The organism is Chryseobacterium pyrolae (genome assembly GCF_025153485.1).
Classification (GTDB): domain Bacteria; phylum Bacteroidota; class Bacteroidia; order Flavobacteriales; family Weeksellaceae; genus Chryseobacterium; species Chryseobacterium antibioticum.
In genome coordinates, this window is the sequence record NZ_JANZQH010000004.1 from 309,047 (window position 1) to 334,888 (window position 25,842).

The 25,842-nt window shown below is 37.0% G+C and carries 20 protein-coding genes; 7 read left to right on the forward strand and 13 right to left on the reverse strand.

The window, feature by feature from the left end; genetic code table 11:
* Positions 1–36: 36 nt before the first annotated feature.
* Positions 37–1,491 carry a lipopolysaccharide biosynthesis protein gene (locus NZD88_RS11140; protein WP_259829205.1) on the reverse strand — a complete coding sequence of 485 codons (1,455 nt, stop codon included), beginning with the start codon at positions 1,489–1,491 and terminating at the stop codon, positions 37–39.
* Between the two features lie 205 nt (positions 1,492–1,696).
* On the opposite strand from NZD88_RS11140, the gene NZD88_RS11145 reads away from it, so the two are divergent.
* Positions 1,697–3,034, forward strand: coding sequence for a dihydroorotase (locus NZD88_RS11145; protein ID WP_259829206.1), 1,338 nt, complete (start codon positions 1,697–1,699; stop codon positions 3,032–3,034).
* Positions 3,035–3,337: 303 nt separating this feature from the next.
* On the opposite strand, the gene NZD88_RS11150 is transcribed toward NZD88_RS11145, so the two are convergent.
* The 3 genes from NZD88_RS11150 to NZD88_RS11160 form a co-directional block, all read right to left on the reverse strand.
* A complete protein-coding gene (locus NZD88_RS11150) occupies positions 3,338–5,635 on the reverse strand; it encodes a GH92 family glycosyl hydrolase (protein ID WP_259829207.1) in 2,298 nt (765 codons plus the stop codon).
* 90 nt (positions 5,636–5,725) lie between these two features.
* The gene (locus NZD88_RS11155) at positions 5,726–6,406 is read right to left on the reverse strand and encodes a response regulator transcription factor (protein ID WP_259829208.1); all 681 of its coding nucleotides are present in this window, start codon (positions 6,404–6,406) and stop codon (positions 5,726–5,728) included.
* Positions 6,407–6,424: 18 nt separating this feature from the next.
* A complete protein-coding gene (locus NZD88_RS11160) occupies positions 6,425–7,672 on the reverse strand; it encodes a sensor histidine kinase (RefSeq protein WP_259829209.1) in 1,248 nt (415 codons plus the stop codon).
* Positions 7,673–7,844: 172 nt separating this feature from the next.
* Between NZD88_RS11160 and NZD88_RS11165 the strand changes: the two genes are divergently transcribed.
* The 4 genes from NZD88_RS11165 to NZD88_RS11180 all read left to right on the forward strand — a co-directional run bounded on the left by NZD88_RS11165 (position 7,845) and on the right by NZD88_RS11180 (position 12,942).
* Positions 7,845–8,255 (forward strand): DUF1573 domain-containing protein, encoded by a 411-nt coding sequence (locus tag NZD88_RS11165; protein ID WP_259829210.1) that lies wholly within the window; start codon positions 7,845–7,847, stop codon positions 8,253–8,255.
* Positions 8,256–8,628: 373 nt separating this feature from the next.
* Positions 8,629–9,510 carry an SDR family oxidoreductase gene (locus tag NZD88_RS11170; protein WP_073335501.1) on the forward strand — a complete coding sequence of 294 codons (882 nt, stop codon included), beginning with the start codon at positions 8,629–8,631 and terminating at the stop codon, positions 9,508–9,510.
* Positions 9,511–9,597: 87 nt separating this feature from the next.
* Entirely contained in the window at positions 9,598–11,796 is a 2,199-nt protein-coding gene (locus NZD88_RS11175; protein WP_259829211.1) for a M1 family metallopeptidase, read from the forward strand.
* 318 nt (positions 11,797–12,114) lie between these two features.
* Positions 12,115–12,942: an endonuclease/exonuclease/phosphatase family protein gene (locus NZD88_RS11180; RefSeq protein ID WP_259829212.1), complete on the forward strand. Its 828-nt coding sequence runs from the start codon at positions 12,115–12,117 to the stop codon at positions 12,940–12,942.
* A gap of 7 nt (positions 12,943–12,949) precedes the next feature.
* Here the strand turns inward: NZD88_RS11180 and NZD88_RS11185 are convergent, their stop codons facing one another.
* Both NZD88_RS11185 and NZD88_RS11190 read right to left on the reverse strand, forming a co-directional pair.
* Positions 12,950–13,633, reverse strand: a complete 684-nt coding sequence (locus tag NZD88_RS11185) for a response regulator transcription factor (RefSeq protein ID WP_259829213.1) — start codon at positions 13,631–13,633, stop codon at positions 12,950–12,952.
* Positions 13,623–14,939, reverse strand: a complete 1,317-nt coding sequence (locus tag NZD88_RS11190) for a sensor histidine kinase (protein WP_259829214.1) — start codon at positions 14,937–14,939, stop codon at positions 13,623–13,625. The genes NZD88_RS11185 and NZD88_RS11190 overlap by 11 nt, the downstream gene beginning before the upstream one ends.
* Positions 14,940–15,078: 139 nt before the next feature.
* Between NZD88_RS11190 and NZD88_RS11195 the strand changes: the two genes are divergently transcribed.
* Entirely contained in the window at positions 15,079–17,451 is a 2,373-nt protein-coding gene (locus NZD88_RS11195; RefSeq protein WP_259829215.1) for an outer membrane beta-barrel family protein, read from the forward strand.
* Positions 17,452–17,631: 180 nt separating this feature from the next.
* On the forward strand, positions 17,632–19,497 hold the full coding sequence (locus tag NZD88_RS11200) for a M1 family metallopeptidase (protein WP_259829216.1): 1,866 nt from the start codon (positions 17,632–17,634) through the stop codon (positions 19,495–19,497).
* 53 nt (positions 19,498–19,550) lie between these two features.
* Here the strand turns inward: NZD88_RS11200 and NZD88_RS11205 are convergent, their stop codons facing one another.
* From NZD88_RS11205 to NZD88_RS11235, 7 genes are all read right to left on the reverse strand, one after another.
* Complete coding sequence (locus NZD88_RS11205; RefSeq protein ID WP_259829217.1) at positions 19,551–20,555, reverse strand: zinc metalloprotease; 1,005 nt, start codon at positions 20,553–20,555, stop codon at positions 19,551–19,553.
* 532 nt (positions 20,556–21,087) lie between these two features.
* The gene (locus NZD88_RS11210; RefSeq protein ID WP_259829218.1) at positions 21,088–22,104 is read right to left on the reverse strand and encodes a zinc metalloprotease; all 1,017 of its coding nucleotides are present in this window, start codon (positions 22,102–22,104) and stop codon (positions 21,088–21,090) included.
* Between the two features lie 260 nt (positions 22,105–22,364).
* Positions 22,365–23,006 (reverse strand): response regulator transcription factor, encoded by a 642-nt coding sequence (locus tag NZD88_RS11215; RefSeq protein WP_259829219.1) that lies wholly within the window; start codon positions 23,004–23,006, stop codon positions 22,365–22,367.
* Positions 23,003–23,788, reverse strand: a complete 786-nt coding sequence (locus tag NZD88_RS11220) for a sensor histidine kinase (protein ID WP_259829220.1) — start codon at positions 23,786–23,788, stop codon at positions 23,003–23,005. Before NZD88_RS11220 ends, NZD88_RS11215 begins: the two co-directional genes overlap by 4 nt.
* On the reverse strand, positions 23,764–24,417 hold the full coding sequence (locus NZD88_RS11225) for a hypothetical protein (protein WP_259829221.1): 654 nt from the start codon (positions 24,415–24,417) through the stop codon (positions 23,764–23,766). Before NZD88_RS11225 ends, NZD88_RS11220 begins: the two co-directional genes overlap by 25 nt.
* A gap of 36 nt (positions 24,418–24,453) precedes the next feature.
* Positions 24,454–24,993 (reverse strand): hypothetical protein, encoded by a 540-nt coding sequence (locus NZD88_RS11230; protein WP_259829222.1) that lies wholly within the window; start codon positions 24,991–24,993, stop codon positions 24,454–24,456.
* Positions 24,994–25,357: 364 nt separating this feature from the next.
* The gene (locus tag NZD88_RS11235; protein ID WP_259829223.1) at positions 25,358–25,513 is read right to left on the reverse strand and encodes a hypothetical protein; all 156 of its coding nucleotides are present in this window, start codon (positions 25,511–25,513) and stop codon (positions 25,358–25,360) included.
* Positions 25,514–25,842: the final 329 nt, after the last annotated feature.

Below are 25,842 nucleotides of genomic sequence, written 5' to 3' on the forward strand. Positions count from 1 at the left end.
TTAAAGAATTCATTAGTATCAAATTAGAGGCCATACCTAAGATTTTTTCAGTATTTTGGATATGATAGCCTTTTCTTTATAGGCCACCAGGCCGATGAAAAGAAGTAAAAATAAATTTCCTACAATATAATTGGTTCTGAAAAAATAAAAGGATACTAGAGAACATGTAATGGTAAAGACTAAATAGAGCGCTATTTTTCCTGTATTATAGTGAATCGGGTATTGTTTTTGCCCCCAGACGTATGAGATGACCATCATAGACATAAAGGTAATCAATGCAGCCATAGCACTTGCCCAATACCCATATTCCGGGATAAAGAAGAAGTTAATGAAAATGGTTATAGATGCTCCTATCACCGAAATATATAATCCAACTCTGGTTTGGTCAGATAATTTATACCAGATGGAAAGATTAAGATAAATCCCTAAGAATAAAGCTCCGAGCATTACAAACGGAATGATTTCAATGCCTTCATAATAAAGCGGGTTGCTCAGGTATTTTTCTGAGATCCACTGAAGATTGACCATTAGTCCCATATAAATAACACAGCTGCATATCACAAAAACATCCATCAATACAGCATAGGTTTTATGTGAATCTTTGTTTTTGAAACTTGAAAAGAAATAAGGTTCTATCCCCAGCTGATAAGCCTGTCGAAAAACGGTTATAAAAGTTGCTATTTTATAAACCGCTCCATACACTCCGATTTGGTGACGCGCTTCTTCTGGAGGAAGAAGATATTTCAGGAACTGTCTGTCAAGAGTCTGGTTAACAATGCCGGCCAACCCTGCAATCATCACCGGCCATGAATAATTCATAATCCTTTTCCATAGTTTAAAATCAAATTTGGAAAGGCTGAAGCTGAAAAATTCCTTTCCTACAATCAGTAATGTAATGATACTTTGTACCAGATTGGCGATAAATACATAGCCTACCCCTAATTGCGGATCATATTTCAAACCAAAAATTCCTTCCGGATGTTTCGGAAGCCATCGGATAAAAAATATAACCAACAAAAAGTAAACTACTGATCCTGCTACTTTGGAAAACATATACTTGAAAGCTTTTCCCTGCAGTCTTAATATAGCCGAAGGAATTGTAGAAAAGGCATCCAAAGAGAGTATGAATAAAAATATGACTAGATAATTGACTTGATCCGGAGTTTCAAAAGCTACTGCTAATTCGTTCCTGAAGACATAGCCTAAACCAAGATAGATGAGTGCAATGCTGATGATACTTACCGAACACGTTGAAATCAATATTTTTTTATCAATGCTTTCTTCCTGTGCAAATCGGAAAAAAGAGGTTTCCATTCCGTGGGTAAGGAGTACGGTAATAACTCCTGCGATGGAATACCAGTCTACAAAGGGCGATGAAGCAGCGGGCCCGAAAGCCTTTGTCACAATAGGTGCAATGATGAACGGAAAAATACGGACTAATACTGAACTAAGCCCATATACGGCGGTTTGACCGAATAACTTCTTATACAAATTCGAAAATTTTATGCAAATGTAAATATTTAGAAATTGATTTGTAATCGACAACATTAAAATTCATTCATAAACCTTAATTTTGTTTTTTTAGAGGTTAGATATTAGAAGTTAGAAATTAGTGATTGCAGTTTTACCAATCACTTAAAATTTTTCTGATATCTAACTTCTAATATCTAAACCTCTAATTTCTATAAAAGTAAAAATGAAGACCCTAATCAAAAATGTAAAAATTGTGAACGAAGGTAAGATCTTCGAAAGCGATATTTTAATTGAAAATGACCTGATTTCTAAAATAGCTACCCCTATTTCTGAAGAAGCAGACCAGATTATTGACGGTTCCGGTAAATATCTTTTGCCAGGGGTAATAGATGATCAGGTGCATTTCAGAGACCCAGGACTGACTCATAAAGGAGATATTGAAAGTGAATCAAGAGCAGCAATTGCAGGAGGAATAACAAGTTTTATCGATCAGCCGAATACCGTTCCTAATGCCGTTACTCAGGAATTACTGGCAGATAAATATGAAATTGGAGCCCAAAAAGCATATGCTAATTATGGCTTTATGATGGGGGGAACCAATGATAATCTCGAGGAAGTTTTAAAGACCAACCCGAGAAATGTTCCGGGTATTAAATTATTCTTAGGTTCTTCTACCGGAAATATGCTGGTAGACAATCCTGAAACACTGGAAAATATCTTTGGCAGCACAAAAATGCTGATCGCGGTTCATTGCGAAGATGAAGCTACGATCAAAGCCAATACTCAAAAATATATGGATGAATATGGAGAAGATATTCCGGTAAAATTCCATCATCTGATCAGAAGTGAAGAAGCTTGTTACAAATCTTCCTCAAAAGCCATTGAGTTAGCTAAAAAAACAGGAGCGCGGCTTCATGTCTTCCACCTTTCAACAGCGAAGGAAATGGAACTTTTCAGAAATGATATTCCTTTAAAAGATAAAAAAATAACAGCAGAGGTATGTGTTCACCATCTTACGTTTACCAATGAAGATTATGATACAAAAGGAGGATTGATCAAATGGAATCCGGCAGTAAAAACTCAGGCAGATAAAGACGGACTTTGGGAAGCATTGCTGGATGACAGAATAGATGTGATTGCAACAGATCATGCGCCTCATACCTGGGAAGAAAAGCAGAATGTGTATACCAAATGTCCTTCTGGGGCACCCTTGGTACAGCATTCTTTGGTTGTTATGTTGGAAAATTATAAGACTGGAAAGATTTCTTTAGAAAAAATCGTTGAAAAAATGGCTCATAATCCTGCCATACTTTTCAGAGTTGAAAAAAGAGGTTTTGTGAGAGAAGGCTATAAGGCGGATCTTGTTTTGGTTGACCTGAATGCAGACTGGACAGTAGCTAAAGACAATCTTCTTTACAAATGTGGTTGGAGTCCTCTGGAAGGAATGAATTTACATTCAAAGGTAACCCAGACTTTTGTGAATGGACATCTTGTGTATGACAACGGAAAAATTGCTGAAGAAAAATTCGGGGAAAGACTTCTTTTTGAAGTAGGAGAATAATTGAAGGGTAAAAAACGAAATAGTAAAAAGGGCAATGTGTATAACATATTTGCCCTTTTTATTTTTATGAATTTCTAATGCTTGAACCACCCCGTCAAAAATTCTCTGAATTTTCGCCACCCCTCCACGGGAGGGGAATTCCAGTCGTTGGAGTAGTTAAGATGTTTTTTTTGCTCAATCACAGTAACGCAGAATAAAAATCTTTGATTTTTCTTAAAACTTAGGTGAACTATTATGCGAAAAGTATTCAACTTAAAGTTTACTAAGTGTTTAAAAAACTTTTGCAAATTTTGTGGTTAAAATCTATTTCTTCGCTTTAGCACTCATATAAAACGTCAGTTCTCCACCAGCTGTAATCTCAGAATGTTTTAGGGTGAAATTCTTAATCTCCTTCCCATTCAGAAGAATTTTTTCAACATATACATTCTTCGGACTTTGATTGACAGCGTCAATTTCAAACGTTTTTCCATTTTCCAAATTCAGAACTGCATGGTCCACAGCCGGACTTCCAATCGCATAATTTTCAGAACCTGGTGCTACAGGATAGAATCCAAGTGAGCTTAAAATATACCACGCACTCATTTGTCCTGCATCGTCATTTCCGCCCAAGCCATCGGGTGTTGCTTTATATTGCATGTCTAAAATACGGCGGATCTGAGCCTGGGTTTTCCAGGGCTGTCCTGCCCAATTGTAAAAATAGGCAACGTGATGAGCCGGTTCGTTTCCGTGAACATAGCCACCGATGATTCCTTCGCGGGTAATATCTTCAGTGTCCGCAAAAAATTCGTCAGGAAGATGCATCGTGAACAATTCATCCAGTTTCGAAGCGAACTTTTTCTTTCCTCCCATCATTTGCATCAATCCGTCAGGATTTTGAGGAACAAAAAAGCTGTAATTCCATGAATTCCCTTCAATAAAACCCTGTCCATGAGTGCTCAGTACGTCAAAATCCTTTTTAAAGCTTCCATCTGCCAGTCGAGGACGCATAAAACCTGCTTTGGGATCAAAATTATTTTTCCAGTTTTCAGAACGTTTGATAAACTGATTGTAGATTTCTGTTTCGCCTAAATGTTTTGCCAGTTGGGCAATCGCCCAGTCGTCATAAGCATATTCCAGGGTATTGGAAACTGAAGTTCCGTTTTTTTCAGCCGGAATATAGCCCATATCGATATAATATCCAATGCCTTCATAATCTCTTTTATTAGCTGTTGCGATACAGGCTTTTAATACTTCTTTCGGATCACCAGTGTAATTTCCTTTGATCACAGCATCGGCTGCTACACTTACGCTGTGGTATCCGCTCATACACCAGTTATCGTTGGCGTAGTGTGACCATATCGGAAGCATTTTCATCGAGAACTGATCATAATGAGCCATCATCGATTTAACCATATCGTTATTCCGTTTTGGCTGGATGATATTAAAGAAAGGATGAAGAGCTCTGTACGTATCCCAGATGGAAAAAGTGGTGTAGTTGGTAAAACCTTCTGCTTTGTGAATATTCTGATCCAAGCCTTTATATTCCCCATTGATGTCCATATACGTTGTAGGGCTGATGAAAGTATGGTACATCGCTGTATAAAAGTTGGTTTTTTCTGTTTCAGAACCTTTGATGACGATTTTATTCAGTTCTTTATTCCAGTTTTCCTGAGCTTTTGCCTTGATCTGATCAAAAGATAGGTTTCCTGTTTCTTTTTCTAGATTTTCCAATGCATTGGTCTGGCTCACCGGAGAAATGGCCAGCTTTACTTCAACAGCTTCATTTTCTTCAGTATCGAAATCAAAATACATTTTCAGGTTTTTACCTGCGATCTCGGGGAAGTTTTTATTCTGGTCGAATTTTCTCCAGAATCCCCTGTATGCTTGGGCTCCGTCCAAATTTTTCTGGCCGTATGATTTAAAAGGTTTTGAAAATTTCAGGGCAAAATAAACCGTTCTGGTTCTTGCCCAACCATTAGTCTGGCGGTAACCGGTCAGTGTACCATCGTTTTCCACACGGACATACGTCCATACATTTTTACCGTCATAATTGTAAATTCCTGCAGTCAGGTCTAAAATGATGTGCGACTGGTCAGATTTTGGGAAGGTATAACGATGAACTCCGGTTCTTGTTGAAGCGGTTAATTCTGCTAAAATATGATGATCATCCAGCTTTACTTTATAATATCCGGCTTCAGCTTTTTCATTTTGGTGAGAAAATCTGCTTCTGTAGCCGCTTTCCGGATTGGAGGCTGTTCCGGGATTAAGCTGTAGTTTTCCAACTGTTGGCATGATCAGAAAATCTCCAAGATCGGAATGTCCTGTTCCGCTGAAATGGGTGGAACTGAAACCAACGATCGTTTTGTCTTCGTAACGGTATCCGGCGCAGTATTTATATACTTCGCCATTGTATTTTCCATTGAGTTCATAAGAGATGGTATCGGTTTCCGGGCTCAGTTGTACAGCTCCGAATGGAACGGTAGCGCCGGGATAGGTATGCCCCATTTTTTCAGTTCCGATCAGGGGATTTACATATTGTATCAGCTTTTCAAACTGCTGGGCTTTTGAATACTGGCTGAGAAATACAAAGAATATGAGTGCAAAATTTGCCGTATTTTTCATGAATGGATAGGTTTTCAACAGTAAAAATAATTAAAAATTGAAGAATAACTATTATTACTTAAATTTAGAAGTAATCCCTATGAAATGTATTTATTTTTCGGAAAAACGAAATCCAATTCCGTGCAAATTTTCGATGATTATATTCTGCTCATCTGCAAATACTTTTCGCAATCTGGAAATAAATACATCCAGACTTCGTCCCATAAAATAATCATCATCTCCCCAGATTGCTTTCAGGATATCCTGTCTTTTTAAGACCGTGTTCTTGTGTCGGATAAAGTATAAAAGCAGTTCTGATTCTCTTTGGGTAAGGGTAACGGTATTCCCGGTATCTTGCAAAGTATAGTTTTTGGGATCAAAATCATATTTTCCGACCTTATATTTTAGCGGGGGTGCATCTGTTTTTCTGGTGCGTTTTAAGAAGACTTCTATTTTTAGAATTAATTCTTCTATACTGAATGGTTTGACGAGGTAATCATCGGCACCGATTTTTAGCCCTTTAATCCTGTCTTCTTTCAGGGCTTTTGCAGAAATAAAAATAATAGGGATCTCAGAGTTCTTATCCCGAATGTGCTGGGCCAATTCAAATCCGTTAAGTTCAGGCATCATGATATCCAGCAGACAGATGTCAAAACTTTGGCTGTTGAAGGCCTCAAGTGCCGATTTTCCATCGGGATAATGATCTATTTCATAATAGCTTTCGAGGCTGTCCTGAATCAGGAAAGCGATCGTCTTATCATCCTCTGCATATAAAATTTTAGATTTTTCCATTACTGACTATTATTACATTTAAGACGGAAAAAACAACGTTATGGTAATTCCCTGATCCGTATTATTTTCAACTGAAATTTTCCATTGGTGTTGCTGTACGATCTTTTTTACATAAAACAATCCCAATCCAAAACCGTTGACCTCATCACTTTTTTTGGTAGTAACCCTGTAAAATTTATCAAAAATATGGGGCATATTTTTAGCAGGAATACCCATTCCGTTATCTTTAAACTTTAAATATAAGCCTTTTGAACTTTTACCTGATGAAATAGTGATTTCGGGTTTTGTTTCGCAATACTTAATTGCATTGTCTAAAATGTTGTACACGATATTGGTAAAGTGAAATTCATCTGCAATGATAGCGATGTGGTCCTCAATTTCCAGATGAAGTACAAGATTTTCGTTCTTTTGCTGTATGATATCCGCTATTTCCTCAATGAAAGGAAGAAGCATAATCTTTTGGGGCTTCAGGGACAGTCCGGAAGCATCATTTTTAGCAATATTTAGTATTTTTTCAATATGATTATTGAGTTTGTAGCTTTGATTGATAATGATGGATGTGTAGGTCTGTAGTTTGGAATCTTCCTGTATGATATTATGTTTATTGAGGGCTTCTGATGCTAAGAGGATTGATGATAAAGGCGTTTTAAACTCATGGGTCATATTATTGATGAAATCCCTTTGCAGTTCCGAGAATTTTTTTTGCTGAATAATGGTGTATATAGAATAAACGTAAACCAACAGAATGATGATGAGCGCAAAGGTGAGTAAATACCAAAACCTTAATGAACTTATTAAATAGGTGGTTTTATCTGGAAAGCGGATGGAAAAATAATAGATCAGGTTTTTATGTTTAGGAAAATTAATGACCTTATCACTTGGAGGTTCCTGGTGCGTTGATATGTATTTCCCATAAATCATTTTGTCACTATGGCAATTATAGAGGGCATACACATAATCTGTATTGATTTGAAAACGGGTAAATTCTGTTCTCAGATAATGTTCCAGAACTGCGGGATGAAATTCATTATTAATATTAACCACATAATAGTCGTTGGCAATATTCTGTACCGGATTTTCTGTAAAAGAAGTCTTTCCTCTGGATAGTTTTTCCACGACTTCTGCTAAAGCGATATTGACCTTTTGGTTAAATTTTTTATCTTCAAGATTATAGGCCTGCCGGGTCCATAAAAGCTGAGCGGTCATAATCCCGATGATAGCAATGAATCCGAGGGTGATAATAATATTGAGTTTTTTAATTTCCATTTCCAGAAGCAATATTATCCAAAAATATCTATTAAATTTTTATCATTAACAACTTATTAACAAATGTTTGATATCGGTTAACAATATATCGCGATTTTCAGCTATATATTTGACTCATCAAAACAGAATGACCAATTTCTTTGATTTTTATTAACTATTAAAATATATACTCATGAAAAAATTAAAAATTACAGCACTTTTAGCTGTCTTAGCATTTTCACCTTTTTATGCTAATGTATTTACTGCTGAAAGTTCTTCAATAGTGAAAATGATTGCAGATGCCATTAAATGGAAATCAGAATCTATCGATGTAGGAAATATTCCTCAGGGAAAACCAAAACTTATCAGATTTGAGTTCACCAATACCTCTTCAAAGCCAATTATTATTGAAAATGTAGCACCATCATGTGGGTGTACAACAGCAGATTATACTAAAACTCCGATTCTTCCCGGGAAAAAAGGATTTGTAGAAGCCAGCTACAATGCGGCAGCTGCAGGTGCATTTATGAAAACAGTGAATGTAACGACAAGCGAAAGCAAAACGCCTAAAACACTTTCTTTCAAAGGAGTAGTAGTTTCATAATCAGTTTTTACGACCAGACAGTCAATATAAAATACCGCAACCTTGTCATTCGTTACAAGGTTGTTTTTTTATGCCTTTTTAGTTTGAAAAAAGGAAAAGTGATGGCAGAGCCCCTAATTAAGGATGTGGGTAAAACGCTCGCTTAGTTGAATCAATTATATTGATTCCTTCTTTGTATTCCTTAATACTATGCGGTATTAGAATCGAACTTTGCGTGAAAAATGGGCGTGCTGTTTTTCCACTACGTACTGTTTTTTCTGTATGATTGGTAAATATCACAAGGAGAATAACTATTTATAACATTATTATTTATCTCATTATTTTAAATGGCATCCATTCAATATTTAGTATTTTTAGGAAAAAATAAAATCATATGAATTTATATACACAGCCCATGTTGCGTGAAGGCGCATTACAGGATAAAGTAGCGATTGTAACAGGAGGCGGAAGTGGCCTTGGAAAAGCAATGACCAAATATTTTCTGGAACTGGGAGCAAAAGTGGTGATCACTTCCCGTAATCTGGAGAAACTACAGGGAACAGCCAAAGAATTAGAAGAAGAAACGGGCGGAAAAGTTCTGTGCGTTGCATGTGACGTAAGAAATTGGGATGAAGTAGAAGCGATGAAAGAAGCTACATTGAAGGAATTCGGAAGAATTGATATTCTCTTAAATAATGCAGCTGGGAACTTCATTTCGCCAACAGAAAGACTTACGCATTCAGCTTTTGATTCTATTTTAGATATCGTTTTGAAAGGAACAAAGAACTGTACGCTTTCTATCGGTAAACACTGGATCGATTCTAAAAGCCCGGGAACTGTTCTGAATATTGTAACCACGTATGCGTGGACAGGATCTGCCTATGTAGTACCTTCAGCCTGTGCAAAAGCCGGAGTTTTGGCAATGACGAGATCTTTAGCGGTGGAATGGGCAAAATACGGGATCCGTTTCAATGCGATCGCGCCGGGACCTTTCCCAACCAAAGGAGCATGGGACAGATTGCTTCCGGGAGATCTTCAGGAAAAATTTGATATGAAGAAAAAAGTTCCTTTAAGAAGAGTAGGAGAGCACCAGGAGCTGGCTAATCTTGCTGCTTATCTGGTTTCAGATTATTCGGCGTATATGAATGGGGAAGTAGTCACCATAGATGGCGGCGAATGGCTTCAGGGAGCTGGAGAATTCAATATGCTTGAAGATATTCCGAAGGAAATGTGGGATGCGCTTGAAGCGATGATCAAGGCGAAAAAAACTAATTAAATTAAAATTTTGATAAAAAGATCCCGGGCTTGTAACGATTCCGGGATCTTTTGTAACTTATCATAGAAATATTATAAATTATTTCCAATGAATTATAAACTTCCAGGCCTGATAGCAGCGGCAGCAGTTTTCCTTTTTTCGGGATCTGCTTTAGCTCAGGATGCTCCAAAATACAGTTATGTAGAAGCGTTCAAACCCTTCTTTTACCCACAGACAGGAACGGAAACCCGTTCTGCAAGCGGACAGCCGGGACATGCTTACTGGCAGAATTCAGCAGATTATGATCTGAATGTAAGCTTAAACGAAGCTAAAAATGAAATTACCGGAACGGCTGACATTACGTATACCAATAACAGTCCTGATCAAATGGGCTTTCTATGGCTGCAGCTTGACCAGAATTTATTTGCAAAAGATTCCCGCGGTAACGCAGTAGTTCCTGCATCTGGTAGCAGAAACGGAGCTCATGGGGAAGAGTTGGAAGGAGGATACAAAATTAAATCTGTAAAGCTTGACGGTAAAGACGTTAAATATACAGTGACTGATACCAGAATGCAGATCGATCTTCCCAAAGAATTAAAAGCTAAAGGAGGTATTGCCAAAATCAAAATTGAATATTCTTTTATCTCTCCCGAATACGGATCTGACAGAATGGGAGTGCAGAAAACGAAAAACGGAAAAATATTTACGGTAGCCCAATGGTATCCAAGAATGTGTGTGTATGATGATGTAATGGGGTGGAATACGCTGCCTTATGTTGGAGCATCAGAGTTTTATCTGGAGTACGGGCATATTTCTGCGAATATTACAGTGCCGGCTAATCATTACGTTGTAGCATCAGGAGATCTTTTAAATTATAAAGAGGTATACAGCAAGGAAGAAAACAACCGTTGGGAGCAGGCTAGAAATAGTGATAAAACGGTTATGATCCGTCCGGAATCTGAAATCATGAAAAACCAGGCTTCAGGGACCAAAACATGGAAATTTAAAATAGATCAGACCCGTGATTTTGCGTGGGCTTCATCACCGGCATTTATCCTGGATGCGGCAAAAATAAATCTTCCAAGCGGTAAAAAATCTGTAGCTATATCAGCTTATCCTGCAGAAAGTGCAGGCGAAAAAGCTTGGGGCAGGTCTACAGAATATACAAAAGCAGCAATCGAGCATTATTCTCAAAAATGGTATGAATACACCTATCCGGCCGCGACGAATGTAGCAGGAAATGAAGGCGGAATGGAATATCCGGGAATTGTTTTCTGCCATATGAATTCCGCAGGAGAAGATCTTTGGGGAGTTACAGATCACGAATTTGGGCACAATTGGTTTCCGATGATCGTAGGTTCAAATGAAAGACTGTTTGCATGGATGGATGAAGGTTTCAATACCTTTATCAATGAATTATCCACAAAGGCTTTTAACAACGGAGAATATTATACCAAGAAAAATATTGCCAGAGCCGGAGGCTTTTTGATGGGGGATAATCTTGAACCGGTCATGGTAGGTCCTGATAATATGAAGGAAAGAAGTATCGGAGCTTTGGCTTACTTTAAGCCGGGGATGGGACTGCAGATTTTAAGAGAGACCATTTTAGGTCCTGAGAAATTTGACAAAGCTTTCAAAACCTATGTCGACAGATGGGCTTTCAAACATCCTACACCATGGGATTTCTTCCATACGATGGAAAACGTTTCAGGAGAAGAACTGAACTGGTTCTGGAGAGGGTGGTTCATCAATAAATGGAAGATCGATCAGTCTGTAAAAGATGTGAAATATGTGAATGGCGACTTTAAAAACGGTGCTCAGATTACTGTTGAGAATCTAGGTCAGTTGCCTATGCCTACAGTTGTTCAGGCGAAATTTAAAGACGGAACAAAACAGGTATTCAAAATCCCGGTTGAAGTCTGGAAACGTAATACAGAATGGACAGTGAAAGTGAATTCAAATAAAGAAATTGATGAGGTCATGCTGGATCCTGAATCTATGGTTCCTGATGTGAATATGAAAAATAATATTTGGCCTTCAGAACAACCAAAAACTGTTGAAAAAGTTAATACAAAAGATTTTGCGGGAACATACGGGACTAAAAGTGATTCAATCAAATTGGTTTTTACCGATAAAAACGGTCAGCTTTATTTCAAAGCTGGAAACCAGCCGGAGTTTCCTCTTGAATATGCAGGAGACAATCAGTTTACTTTTAGTGAAGCCGGGATAACATTGGCATTTAGCAAGGACAAAAAGGATCTTGTCTTTAAACAAGCCGGAAGAGAATACAAATTTACCAAAGAATAAATGGTATAGTGACCTTATAAAAAACCGAAACTTCAGATTTATGAAGTTTCGGTTTTTTTGTTTGGAAAAGAACTGGAAGGAAGAGGGAAGTCTGAAGATGGAAGTTCTATTGGTCTTCACTCGATAATTAGATTCATTGATAAGAATGATTAAATTTAAATAGGTATAAAACAACCTTTAATTACTTCTTTCAGCTATATGAACTTCCATCCTCCCTCTTCGGGCTTCCCTCCATAAATTAACAATAATATATCCTCAACTTTCATTACCTCTCATCAGGATATTCTATTTTTGTTATTCTAAGTTAAACATATGGTTATGAATTTCAGATTTTCAATATTATCCTTACTGTTTTTTGCACTGGGGTTTTCACAGGATCTTAAAGTAATGAGTTTCAATATCAGGCTGCAGGTAGCGTCTGATAAGGAAAATGCATGGACAGAAAGAAAACAGGATGTAGTGGATTTATTAAATTATTATCATCCCGATTATTTCGGAGTTCAGGAAGCACTTCCCGAGCAGATGAAAGATATTAAAGCTGGCCTTAAGAACTATGATTATGTAGGAGTAGGAAGGGATGACGGAAAGGAAAAAGGAGAGTTTTCGGCTATTTTTTATGATACCAATAGGCTTCAGGTAATAAAATCCGGGACATTCTGGCTTTCTGAAACACCCGAAAAGCCTTCCAGAGGATGGGACGCAGCACTTAACAGAATCTGTACTTATGCCATTTTTAAAGATAAAAAATCAAAGAAAGAATTCCTGGCCATGAACCTTCATTTTGACCATATCGGAAATGTGGCAAGAGTGAAATCTTCCGAACTTATTTTGAAGAAGATCAAAGAGATCAATTCTAAAAATCTTCCCGTAACGTTAAGTGGTGACTTCAATTTAACAGAAGATTCTGAGCCTATAAAAATCCTTTCCCAGAATTTAAATGACAGTTTTTATCATTCTGAAACAAAACCTTACGGACCGAAAGGAACATTCACAGCATTCAACGTTAATGAAATCCCTAAAGACAGAATCGATTATATTTTCGTGAAAGGGTTCAAAATAAAATCTCAGAGACATATCAACGACAGAAGAGAAAACTTGCTGTATCCATCAGATCACTTTCCGGTGTTGGCAGAGCTTTCTTTTTAATGAGAAATTAGTCTACCGGAAAATCAACTTCAAATCCAATTCCTCGCAGGGATTGGATTTTTACTGCAGGGTCATTGATGAAGTATTTTCTGAGTCTGCTGATAAATACATCAAGGCTTCTCCCTGTAAAATAATCATTCGTTTCCCAGAGACTATCCAGAATATCATCTCTTTTGATCATCGTACCATTATGTTGCAGGAGATAGAGTAAAAGTTCCTGTTCACGAATCGTAAGACGTATGTTTCCTGCAGAATGCGCAAGCAGTAATTTTTCGGTATCCAATGAGTATTCCCCAATCTTTATTTGTGGAGAATAAGCAGGTTGCGTTCTTTTGATGATATTTTTAATCCTCAAAACCAGTTCTTCCGGGTCGCAGGGTTTCGCAATATAATCATCCGCTCCAATCTTTAAACCCATCAGTCGGTCTATTTTCTGGTTTTTGGCCGTCAGGAAAAGCAGTGGGAAATTATTTTTCTCTTTTAAAATCATTTTCGCTAAAGAAAAACCATCAATTGAAGGCATCATAATATCCAGAATACCAATGTGAAATGGAAAATCTGTAGGTAAAAGACCGACAATGTCTTCCGGATTCTGAAACCATGATACTTCAAAATCTTCCAGTTCAAGATACTGCTTCAGGATCATCCCAAAATCCGGGTCGTCTTCTGCCAAAAGGATCTTAGTTTTCATAAGGAATCGATATTTTAAATGTAGTTCCGGAGTTGAGACGGCTGGAAACGTCTATACTACCATGGTATTTCGTTACGATATTTTTGACAAAATAAAGCCCGAGTCCAAGACCTTTGGTATTATGGATATTATTTGACTGAATCCTGTAAAATTTTTCAAAAATGTGAGTGAGCTCACTTTTCTCTATACCACAGCCATTGTCACTTACTTCTATCTTAAGATGTTGAGAAATCGCGCTGATGTCAACTTTTACATGAGATGCTCCGTATTTTACACTGTTCCCACACAGGTTTTTGATAATGGTTTCCATGAGATTTTTGTCAAAAGGAAGTTCTTCCGAAACCTGGCTGATGAATTCAAAATCAGTTTCAGGATAGGTAAAAGCAATATCCTGTACAAAATAGTTCCAGTCATTAGGTTGTATGGGTGGGGTTTCTTCAGAAGTTTCATCCTTGTCAAGCTGAAGCATCAGGCTTTCAAGACGGCTGATCTGCCGGTCGATGAGGGGCAGGGTTTCCGGATTCCATTCCTTTTTTAAAGCTTTTGAGGCGATCTTTAAAGTGGCGATCGGCGTTTTGAATTCATGGGATATATTATCCACAACGGTGTGGAGAACTTCTACATGTTTTTGTTGTCTGGCTAAATTTTTAACGGTGAAAATATACATCAGGAGCACGCTGGCAAGAATTGCAGCACAACAGATGGTAAGCAAGGCTAGCTCTTTAAATATGATTGTTTTGATATTTAAAACCTCGAAACCCGTATTGCTTTTCACCAAAAAAGACTCTTTTTTACTCGGTTCACCGTCTTTAGAAGAAAATTTTGAGGTTGTTTCCCAGGTTCCGGTATTGGATATTTTTGGTTTGACTACTTTATTGGAGGTTTCGTACAGCACAAGAGGACGATCGATCAGGTTGGAGCCGTCCGGAAGGTAGACAATGGAAGTATATTCAATTTTTGCAGCAATTTTATAGCCCTCTTTTTTAAAACTATTATCCACGTATTGGTTTAAACGTGCTTCATTTTCTTTTCTATTCTTATTAAAATAGTCCAGAAAGTCTTTTTTACTTATTTTTTTGTCATGATAATCGATCAGGATTTTCTGGATAGTATCGTCTGTTCTGTTTTTTATCCCACCCAGATCTTCGAGTTGATCGGTGTAATGGGTGATTTTTTCGTGAACGGTCCTGTAGATTTCACGTTCTTTTACCTGATACGTTTTGTACATAAAGTAGCCCTGTATTCCCAATAGAAGAAGGAACAGCGTAGCGAAAAGAGTGATAAGATATTTGCTTTTGGGCATCATTGAAACAAAGATAAAACTTTAGCCTTTCTTTTTATGGGCATTAACCCATCATTAACCTTCCGTTAACCGAAATTGTCTCTTCAAATACTGAATTTTGAACCGTCAGGCAGAGTAACATCCATGCTTTTCAAAATCAATTATGTATAAAATTTTTCTTTTACTGCTGTTTCCAATGCTGTTGTCTGCACAGACGCAGGTCATTAAAGGTTTGGTAGCGAACACTGAGGATAGAAAAGTTCCTTCCGCGGATATTGAGGTTTATAATTTAAAAAATGAATTGATCAAAACGCTGAAAACAGATCATGACGGTTACTTTACTGTAGAGGGACTCTCAATAGATTCTATAAAAATAGCAGTAAAAAAAACAGACTATGCTTTGTTTGAAAAAACAATGAATGTAAAGAAGGACAGTGAGTTTTTAAAAATTATTCTTAAGAAAAATACCCAGGAAATTGAAGCGGTCGTTATGACCAAACAGAAACCCCTGGTCACCAGAAAAGTAGACCGTCTGGAATTCAATGTAGAAAACAGCAATATTTCTTCGCTTAATGCCTGGGAGATCTTAAAGAAAACACCAAGTGTTACGATAAACAATGATGTGATTGCCATTAAAGGAGGTACGGGAATTCTGGTAACCATTAATGATAAAAAAGTAATGCTGACGGGAGATGAACTTAAGAACTTTCTTGAGAATACCCAGGGAGACGAAATAAAGTCTGTAGAAGTCATCACCAATCCACCGGCAAAATATGAAGCATCTGGCAGCGCAGTCCTGAACATTGTCATGAAGAAAAATAAGATCGAAGGTTACCGCGGAATTGTTTCGTCAAAATATGTTCAGACCCAATATGCAAAGGGCGTTGTAGGGGTGTCTCAATATTATAAAAAAGATAAACTTTCATTGATGGGAAGTTATTACAGAGGTTTTGGTACCTATTACCGTGAAGGAACCGATTATGTGAATTACCAGGAAAGTCAGACCAGATGGGTAAGCACCATGAATCGGAAAGATAAAAATAAAGCTCAGAGTACGATTAACTTCAATGCTGAATATGAAATTGACAGCCTGACCAATCTGAGCCTGAATTACTCAGGGTATTTCAGTCCGAAATCTTTTGGAACTTACATTGTCCCTACATTAATTTATAACAGTCAGAATGTGGCTGAATCTGATTATACAACCATCAATGACCATCAGTCACGGACGATCAATAATTCATTGAGTTTTCAGCTTGACAGAAAACTTAACAAGAAAAGCAGCCTTTCGTGGATCAGTTATTTTACAGGAAACAATGTGGATAAATATCAGAATGTGCTTACTCATCTGAATTTTGCGGGGGAGTCTCCGAGAGATGATAATTTTTTTACTCAAAATAAAACAGATGTTCAGTTGTATTCCACGCAGGCAGATTATCAATGGAAAGATAAAAAGTTGGAGTTTGAATCTGGTGTGAAATACAGTTTTGTCAAAACAATGAGCGGACTGGATTTTTCCGATAATGAAAATGGAAACCTGCAGCTCAGACCTGAAAAAAGCAGCCTGTTTGATTATAAGGAACATAATTTGGGTCTTTATTCTTCATTAGCCTACAATCTTGGAAAGTGGAATTTTAAAGGAGGTCTCCGTGCTGAAATGACGGATTTGGAAGGTGTGGTTTCTGAACCTTATGAACAGAACAAAAACAAGTACTGGAATTTTTTTCCTACTTTTTACGCGCAGTATTCCACAGAAAGCAAACATGAATTTGGCTTCTCGTACGGAAAAAGAATCAGCAGGCCTTCGTATTCATGGCTGAATCCTGCCAAATCTTACTACAATTTATTCTCTTATTATCAGGGAGACCCAAAGCTGAAAGCTACAATCATTCATAATCTGAATCTTACCTATTCATGGGAAGGCTGGAATCTGGACCTTTATTACCGGAAAGAAATTTATCCGTCTATGGAAATTTCATTCCAGGAACCCAGCACCAATAACCTGATCTATTATTTTACCAATATTGAAAAAGGACAGGCTTTTGGGGCAAGTTTGTATAAAAATTTCCAGATCAAACCCTGGTGGACTCTGATCCTTTCTGAGAATCTGGAACACAATGAGAATTATTTCAAAGGAATCGATGGGATTTTGTATGAAAATAAGGTCTGGAACTGGGTCTCTACTATTTCAACTGGCATTACTTTAAATAAAACCAACGATTGGAAGATGGAAATTGGTCACAAATACTATTCGCCGGGAATACAGGGAACTTTCAGGATTTCAAGTGCATGGTCTGCCTATTTTGTAATGAACCGCAAATTTTTTAATAAGAAACTGGAAGCCTCACTTATTGTTAATGATATTTTCAAAACGATGGGCCAAAAGGTGAGTACAAAATATGCCAATCAGGACAATTATTTTCTGGATTACGGAGATACTCAGGGATTCACGCTTTCTTTGAAATTTAATTTCGGAAATCAGGCGGTGAAAAATGCTAAAACGATTAAGAAAACAGAGGAGTCGGATAGGTTGTAGGGATCAGGGTGTGCATGATTACTTATTAATCTTAGCAATTGATGGAACCGATTATAATAACTTCCATCTTCCTTTCGGAAAAATAAAAAACTGATATTCATAAAATATTATTATAAAAGAAATGAATGCCTGATGTTACATTTTCGCTAATTTTGATACTTATTTTTAAAGATTAGAGATATGAAACGATTTCTTTATGCTTTGGTAGTGACTGTTTCGATGCAGTCAATCGCTGCACAGGAGCTGTATATGCCGAGAAATATTAAAAAAGCCTATGAAAAAGGAACCCGGGATATTTCCGGTGCTCCCGGTAAAAATTATTGGCAGAATAAAGGAATTTATAATGTTGAGGTAAAAGTAGATGCCGGAAGCAAAACGGTTTCGGGAAAAGAAATGATCACATACAGCAATAACAGTACGGATGAACTTCATGAGTTGGCGATCAGATTTGTGAATAACCTTCATAAACCACAGTCCCCAAGATCCGGTTCTGTATCCAAAGACTTTCTGTCTTCCGGGCTGCATATCAAATCATTTATCGTCAACGGGGAGAAGTACACCATAAACAGTGACGACTGGGGAACCGTAGAAAAAGTAAAACTGAAAAAAGCTATTAAAGGTGGAGCTAAAGCTGAGGTGAAAATAGAATGGGAATACCCGCTTTCCGTACAGAGCGGAAGAGAAGGACAAATAGATCCTGAGACTTTTTATGTTGCTTATTCTTTCCCCAGAATTTCAGTGTATGACGATTACAACGGTTGGGATATGCTTCCTCATTCGGACAGACAGGAGTTTTATAATGACTTTAATGATTATAATTTTGCCATCTCTGCTCCGAAGAATTTTGTAGTATGGGCCACCGGTGATTTTCTGAATCCTGATGCCGTACTTCAACCGGAATATTTAAAAAGATACAAAGCATCTCTCAAAAGCGATAAAGTCATGCATATTGCGTCTGAGCAGGAAATGAGATCCGGAAAAGTAACGAAGCAGAATAAATGGAATATCTGGAAATTCAAAGCCAGTCATATCACAGATTTCTGTTTTGCGTTAAGCAGCCATTATGTTTGGGATGGAGCAAGTGTTCAGCTGAAAACAAAAAGAGCAAGTGTTCAGGCGGCTTATAAGGCGGGTGCAAAAGATTTTGAGCAATATGTAGACTGGATGCGTTATAATCTGGATTGGTTCTCTAAAAAGTGGCCGGGTGTGGAATACCCTTATAATGTAATGACCGCCATTCAGGGATATGCGGATATGGAATATCCAATGATGATCAATGATACCAGTATTCCTGATGATCTTCGGGATGCAAGGCTTACCGCAGATCATGAAATAGCTCATACCTATTTCCCTTTTTATATGGGAATCAACGAAACCCGTTATGCTTTTATGGATGAAGGCTGGGCAACTACCCTTGAATATCTGATCGGGATTGATGAAAACGGTGAAGCGGCTGCAAAAGAATTCTATAAGAACTTCCGGGTAAAAAAATGGATTAATGACCCTTCCGCTGAGCAGGATCAACCTGTTATTACAATGAGTACGCAGGTGAGTGGTGCAGGGTATGGGAACAATTCTTATGTGAAAGCATCCCTGTCTTATCTGGCATTGAAAGACTATTTAGGAGATGAATTGTTTAAAAAAGCACTTCTGCACTATATGGATAACTGGAATGGAAAGCATCCGGTGCCGTGGGATTATTTTAATTCAATGAATACAGGTTCAGGGAAAAACCTGAACTGGTTCTTTCAAAACTGGTTTTATACCAATAATTATATTGATTTAAAAATTACCGGTGCTTCACAGCTTAATGATCTTCTTACGGTGAATGTAGATAATGTTGGCGGATTCGCCATTCCGTTTGATGCGGTTTTAAATTATGCAGACGGATCTGTTGAGAAGCTTCACTTCTCTCCGGGGATTTGGGAGAAAAATCAGAAACAGACGGATCTTACGGTTCCTATCAAAAAGAAAGTCAAATCGGTGACTTTGGATGGAGATATTTTTATGGATTATACACCTGATAATAATACAAGAGCATTATAAAAGCAAAAAGCCTGAATGAAAATTCAGGCTTTTTATTGAAATCAATTTAAATTTTAGTAAAGTCTTAATCCGGATCTTGCTCCTGTAGAAGCAACTACTGATTGAACTCTTGCTTTCTGTCCTGCTGAGAACATGAACATGGCTGCATCGTCCACATAATCCATATAATTCATGAACATAACAGATCTTTGAACACCACTACATGTGTTATATAATGGATACGTTGGTTTTCCATAATTGGCAGTAGTTTGTGTAGGAGTGTCTGTAACCTGATCATTACCACAGCTTGCATCTCCCCAGATGTGTCTAAGATTTAAATAATGTCCTATCTCATGTGTTGCCGTTCTTCCTAGGTTATAAGGTGAGGCTGCTCCTGTTTTTCCAAAATAGGGAGCGGCAATTGCTACACCGTCATTCCACAATCCTGCAGATTCAGGAAATGTAGCGTATCCGAGAATAGTTCTTCCCTGACTTGTCATTTTACCTACAATCCAGATATTTAAATAATTTGCTGGAGTGGTAGCATCAATTCCGCCTTTGGAAGCCTTTTTCATATCATCATTGGTAGCCCAGCTTGTCTTGCTTGTAGCTTTTCTAATGGTATTTATTACTTTGAATTTTACTTTTGTATCACCTGCGCTTACCGTTTGGAATTCAGCGGGGATCTTATTTGCATCCGTGTTCGTTCCTGTAAAGTCTGCATTCAGTACTTCGATTTGTTCTGCAATTCTTGCGTCAGAAATATTTTCTGCAGCTGTTTTATATAATACGTTAACAACAACCGGGATTTCTACAGTGCCATCTGCCAGAACTTTTCCCATTTTTAAATCATTGGCAAATTTTTCGGTATTCGCTTCCAGTTTAACAAATCTTTGTCTGAGTTCCGCGTTGTTTTTTAATGCTTCCTGTCTTACTTCTTCAGATGCGCAGCCTCTCTTTGACATGTCGGCTGAAGAAATATCTCCGTTTGTTGGATTTTCATTTTGATTGGTCATGTTGTCGCTGTTACAAGCTGACATGAAACCTAGTACAATGGCTCCAAATAATAATTTTTTCATAAGCTTCTATTTATATAATTTCCGATGGTGAATTTATATTATTAAAAATTATTATGCAAGGTATTTTTGATTTTTTAGTGTAAATATTTCAATGTTACCGTTCAATCGTTATGTGTTTCGTATTATTTTTGATTAAATGTTGGTTTTTAGTTAATTTAAAAATTGTGGAAAATAATACTTAATTTTCCTTTTTATTTTAATGTAATTTTGATTTATTGAAATTTCAAATTAAATTTTTCTAGTTATTGTTGGATTGTTAGTAAAATATTTATTGTTGTAATTTGATTCTGTAAAGCAAGATGACTAAAAATACTTCGTTCATATATTGTCCTATCTGGTCATCTGGGAATAATTAATCGTTTTTTTATTCTAATGCCGTATTTTTTATCTGTAATTTATTTATAGGTTTTCTATTATTTGAACCAAGATTATCTTTATAGACTCTACTTGTAAAACAGTATCATATCATTATAAAACAAAAAGCCTGAATAAAAAATTCAGGCTCTTTTATGTAAAATTAATTTGATGTGTATTATCTTAGTCCTGCTCTTGGGCCAGCAGCAGCCACTACGGCCTGCATTCTGGTTTTTTGATTGGCAGAGAACATAAACATGGCTTTATCGTCTACATAATCCATGTAGTTCATAAACATTTGAGAACGGCTTACTCCTCCACAAACTCTGTTTAGAGGATATGATGGTGTTCCGTAATTAGGACCAGGAGAAGTAGGGGTGTCATTAGAATAATCTGTTTGACATCCTGTATCAGATGATCCCCAAAGGTGAGGCAGATTTAAATAGTGACCTACTTCATGTGTAACTGTTCTTCCTAAATTAAATGGAGCAGAAGCACCTGTTTTTCCTATATACTGATAGCCTATTACAAGACCGTCATACCATAATCCGGCAGATTCAGGATAGTAGGCGTATCCTAATGTTCCTGGTTGACTATTCTCATCAAGGATAGAATTAACTACCCAGATATTCATGTTTTTGGTTGGGTCAGTAGCATTAATACCTCCGGTAGTTGATTTTTTCATTTCTTCCAGATCAGATCTCCAGCCTGTTTTTGTGCTTTGCTTACGGTTGGTTGCTACCAGTTTGAAACTGATTTTTACATTACCGGCTGCAGAAGGTTGAAATGCTGCAGGTATTTTATTAATATCAGAATTCGTAGCACCGTAGTCAGCATTCAATACTGCGATTTGTTCTGCAATTCTTGCGTCAGAAATATTTTGGGAAGTGGTGTTGTAGATCACATTAAAGACCACCGGAATTTCAACGGTTCCGTCTGCAAGAACCTTACCCATCGATAGGTCTCTTAAAAAGTTGTCAGACTGTAATTCGTTAGCTTCAAATCTGGCTCTTAATGCAGGATCATTTTTAAGGGCCTTTTCTCTAATAAGGTCAGAAGGACAGGATCTTTTTGATGCCAGCATGCCGGGAGTTGTACCTGGGTCCTGTGATGCATCTTCCTGATTGGAAAGACTATCATTGTTACAGGCAGACATAAAGCTCAGTATAAGAGCTCCTAAAAATAGTTTTTTCATAATATATCGTTAATGGTTTGGTCTCCAAATTTATATTATAAAAAATTAAAAAACAAAATATTTATGCAAATATTTAAATATTTATCATTTAATACGCTTTCTTTTTGAGTATTGTTTATGTTTTTGTTGTTTTTGTTGAATTTTAATCATATCACTAATCTGTGTTTAATTATTTACTTTTTTAATTTGTATTGGTTGAAAATAATTAAACAAACTGTTTAAATCGGTTGATATTTTTAAGTTTAATTTCTCTTTTTTGGCTAGCCTGCAAAACCGTTTTTAATAGCAAAAACAGCCAGTCCTACACGGGTTTTCAGGTCCAATTTATCACACAACTGATCCCGGTAGCTTTCTACAGTTCTCGGACTGCAGCACATTCTGTCTGCAATTTCCTTATAGCTCAGTTCAGTGACGGTATATTTAAGAAATTCTCTTTCGCGGTCTGAAATTCTTACGGCGCTTTCCATTTCCTTGTCTTTGTTCAGATTGGAGAAGATGATTTTGGAGGCCCATTCCGGATAAAAGAAACCTTCCGAATTTAATTTCGTCAATGCAATTTCCAGGTCTTTTGGGTGGGTGTTTTTCAGTAAATAGCCTTTCGCTCCGTTTTTGATCATTTTAATGACGCTGTTGTCATCACCCTGCATACTGAGCGCCATCACCTGAATGCCTGGATGGTTTTGTGTAAGCCATGCAGCTGTTTCAAAGCCGTCCATTATTGGCATGCTGATGTCTAACAAAACGATATCAGGAATTTGACTGTTATTTTCAAACTTATCGATCAGGTCTTTGCCGTTTTCACATACGTAGATTACTTCAAATTCATTAAAATTACCAATGATTCCTTCTAGTGCTTTAGCAATAAGAACGTGGTCGTCTACGATTACTATTGTTTTTTTCATGGCTGTTTTTTTAAAATAATATTGAGGGTAGTTCCGTTATTTTTCTGGCTTTCAAAAGTGAAATCAGCTCCTATAATGGCCGCTCTGTTTTTCATATTAGTCAGGCCAATGCCGGTGGATTTTATTTGAGTACTGTCGAATCCGATGCCGTCATCCCTGAGATCAAGTTCCCATAATACGTCTTCTGAAGTACTGAGATTGATGAAAATATTTTTGCAGTGCGCATGTTTAATGCTGTTCTGTATAAATTCCTGCGTGATCCTGAGCAATACGTTTTTATGGGCAAATCCCAAATCAAGCTGATTAAAATTGTGGTTAAAAGTGACTTTGCATCTTTTGAAAGTATTGGTGTTGTCTACCTCTTCCTGAATCAAAGTTACAATTTCCTTTTGGGTTATATTATCGTCTGTCAGTGTTTTTGAAAGGCTTCTGAGGTCCTGCAGCGACTGGTTAATGATTTGGGAAACCTGATCAATTCTTTCACTTACCTCGGGAACTCGGTTTTCATAGAGAAGCTGTTGGGTATAGAGGCTTACCAATGTCAGTTTCTGACCAATATTATCATGAAGTTCGCGTCCAATCTGCTGCATCGTTGCCTGCTGAATTTCAAGCTGGGTAGCCAGAAGCTCCCGTTTATGAATTTCATTTTTTATTTCAATTTCATTCAGATATTCTTTTTTGCGCTGCTTGTATTTTCTGATGTAAACTATTATTGCGGATACAAATAGAACAAAGAATATATTAAATAAAATTAATACTAAGATGAGCTCTGTTTTCCCCATATGAATGAAATTGAAAATAATAGATACATTATGATTCCTGACATAAGAAAATAAGAAAAATAAATATAATGTATTTCTCTATATTCCTTAATAAAATTAAAGAATGTCCAAAATGGCAGCGTTCCTATATAAAATAATGTCACTCCAAGGTTGATATAAAACATCTTGTTTCTGCTAAAGTTCAGGATTTCAGAAGAATTGATTTGTTTATAATATTCCATGATCACTAGTATCATTAAGAGCAAGCATCCAACTGTATAATTAAAGGATAGAATGATCTTTTTCGTAGTGAAGAAAAATTCAGTGCATAAAAATGACAAAAGATACAACACGGACATGATGTAGAACAGCTTTGGTTTGCCCAGTGACTTTGCCGCATATAGCCAGTAAAAGAAAAGGAATTCAATAGGGATGACAAAATAGTTATAAAAGTTCTGTTTATTATAGTCTATGATTAAGCCTCCCCATTTCCCAATAACTTCAGATACAAACATAATAATAAGATAAATGGAGAAATACCTCCAATACCCTTCCTTATTATAACGATTATAGTAAACAACCGATAGAACGGCGGCGAGTCCTTCTGTCCAGATCATGGATTCCTGAAGTATCTTCTGAAAATCAGTCATGCGAATTGTGTGATAAAAAATAAATTAGTGATTGTGTTAAGGAAATATTTCACCTATTGTATTGTCTGGAGGTGATAACGATCCGTGATTTTCTGCAATGGTTTCGGGAGGAGTTTCTCCGACTCTTTTTCCTGCCATGGCCAGTGAGGATTCTGAAGTGAAAGGACAGAAGTCATAGTGCAGCATTTCACCTGTTTCATCTTCTTTCTTTAAAGTAGGGATCATAACCAGGGTGTGTCTCTCTGCATATTCTCTTTCTACGGGGTGATTGTCCATAATACTCCAGTCTTCAGCTTTCGGATAGGCTGCATAATAGAATCTGATACCCAGGTCTTGTTCAGAAACGTCAGGGTTTACTTTTGCAGCTTCATCCTCAATACATGCAATGAATTTTTTCAGTTTAGGAAGATCAAACCAGATCGCGTGTGAGTCAGTAATTCCCAATTCTTTATTGACTGCCTGCATCTGGTTGTCTCTGTAATTGGCTATTAACTTCTGAACAAGCCCTGAGTCAATCGTATTTGTACTTGAAACAGCTTCAAGGCTCCCGGCTTCTAAAGTTGGTTTTGGTTTCATAATCTTAGTTTTATAAAAAAATGTTAGTTAGTAGCGCAAATTTCGTGTTTTTTTATGTGAATTGGCATGTGTTTTTTCCCCTTAATTTTCCGTGTTTTTACGGATTGCATAAAATCTTGAGAAAAAGTAAAGTTCCCAAGTAACTTGAGAACTCTATGTTTTGTGATCGTTGTATTTTATAATAGCCTCAATTGGGTTCTATCACTGGGATTAGTTAAAGTAGAAACCTACACTTTACTGTTTTGGATTTAACCAGGTATTAATTTAATTTTTTTTTAAAGACTAAATATCGGAAGCAATCCTATGAACTTCATGAGGGTAAAAGCAAAAAAAAACCGGAGAAAACTTTTCTCCGGTTGATAGGTTAGATGCAAGGATACCTTTTCCAATCCCTGCAGATATATCCTGTTGAGCAGCAAAGCCCGGTAGGGCAGGACATATCAACAGAGCAGTCAATTTCTGAAAGTGGATTAATTCCACCGTTGATTTTCTTTAAATCATTTCTTTTTAACTTTTTCATGCTATGATTTTATGGTTTAGTGAATAGGGTTAAGGGCGACATTCAAGCTGTCCGCAATTGATGTTTATCTCTGAACAATATTCTGTGGCACAAGTTCCGCTGGTGGAGCCATCAGGGTAAGTTAATATATTGCAGCGGCAGTCAATTTTCCCTCCTAAAATGGTTTTTAATGAGCTTCTTTTTAGCTTTTTCATACTGATTTTATTTAGTTATTAATTTGTTTGGTTCTCTAAATATACAAATATATCACTGTATATAGATAAAATTTGATGTAAAAAAAATAAGTGATGCAGATTGGGCTGCATCACTTACTTACAAAAATAATATAT

Coding starts and splice junctions, on each gene's coding strand:
- NZD88_RS11145 (WP_259829206.1), top strand. CDS start 1,697: ATGAAGACCCTAATCAAAAATGTAAAAATTGTGAACGAAGGTAAGATC.
- NZD88_RS11150 (WP_259829207.1), bottom strand. CDS start 5,635: ATGAAAAATACGGCAAATTTTGCACTCATATTCTTTGTATTTCTCAGC.
- NZD88_RS11155 (WP_259829208.1), bottom strand. CDS start 6,406: ATGGAAAAATCTAAAATTTTATATGCAGAGGATGATAAGACGATCGCT.
- NZD88_RS11160 (WP_259829209.1), bottom strand. CDS start 7,672: ATGGAAATTAAAAAACTCAATATTATTATCACCCTCGGATTCATTGCT.
- NZD88_RS11165 (WP_259829210.1), top strand. CDS start 7,845: ATGAAAAAATTAAAAATTACAGCACTTTTAGCTGTCTTAGCATTTTCA.
- NZD88_RS11170 (WP_073335501.1), top strand. CDS start 8,629: ATGAATTTATATACACAGCCCATGTTGCGTGAAGGCGCATTACAGGAT.
- NZD88_RS11175 (WP_259829211.1), top strand. CDS start 9,598: ATGAATTATAAACTTCCAGGCCTGATAGCAGCGGCAGCAGTTTTCCTT.
- NZD88_RS11180 (WP_259829212.1), top strand. CDS start 12,115: ATGAATTTCAGATTTTCAATATTATCCTTACTGTTTTTTGCACTGGGG.
- NZD88_RS11185 (WP_259829213.1), bottom strand. CDS start 13,633: ATGAAAACTAAGATCCTTTTGGCAGAAGACGACCCGGATTTTGGGATG.
- NZD88_RS11190 (WP_259829214.1), bottom strand. CDS start 14,939: ATGATGCCCAAAAGCAAATATCTTATCACTCTTTTCGCTACGCTGTTC.
- NZD88_RS11195 (WP_259829215.1), top strand. CDS start 15,079: ATGTATAAAATTTTTCTTTTACTGCTGTTTCCAATGCTGTTGTCTGCA.
- NZD88_RS11200 (WP_259829216.1), top strand. CDS start 17,632: ATGAAACGATTTCTTTATGCTTTGGTAGTGACTGTTTCGATGCAGTCA.
- NZD88_RS11205 (WP_259829217.1), bottom strand. CDS start 20,555: ATGAAAAAATTATTATTTGGAGCCATTGTACTAGGTTTCATGTCAGCT.
- NZD88_RS11210 (WP_259829218.1), bottom strand. CDS start 22,104: ATGAAAAAACTATTTTTAGGAGCTCTTATACTGAGCTTTATGTCTGCC.
- NZD88_RS11215 (WP_259829219.1), bottom strand. CDS start 23,006: ATGAAAAAAACAATAGTAATCGTAGACGACCACGTTCTTATTGCTAAA.
- NZD88_RS11220 (WP_259829220.1), bottom strand. CDS start 23,788: ATGGGGAAAACAGAGCTCATCTTAGTATTAATTTTATTTAATATATTC.
- NZD88_RS11225 (WP_259829221.1), bottom strand. CDS start 24,417: ATGACTGATTTTCAGAAGATACTTCAGGAATCCATGATCTGGACAGAA.
- NZD88_RS11230 (WP_259829222.1), bottom strand. CDS start 24,993: ATGAAACCAAAACCAACTTTAGAAGCCGGGAGCCTTGAAGCTGTTTCA.
- NZD88_RS11235 (WP_259829223.1), bottom strand. CDS start 25,513: ATGAAAAAGTTAAAAAGAAATGATTTAAAGAAAATCAACGGTGGAATT.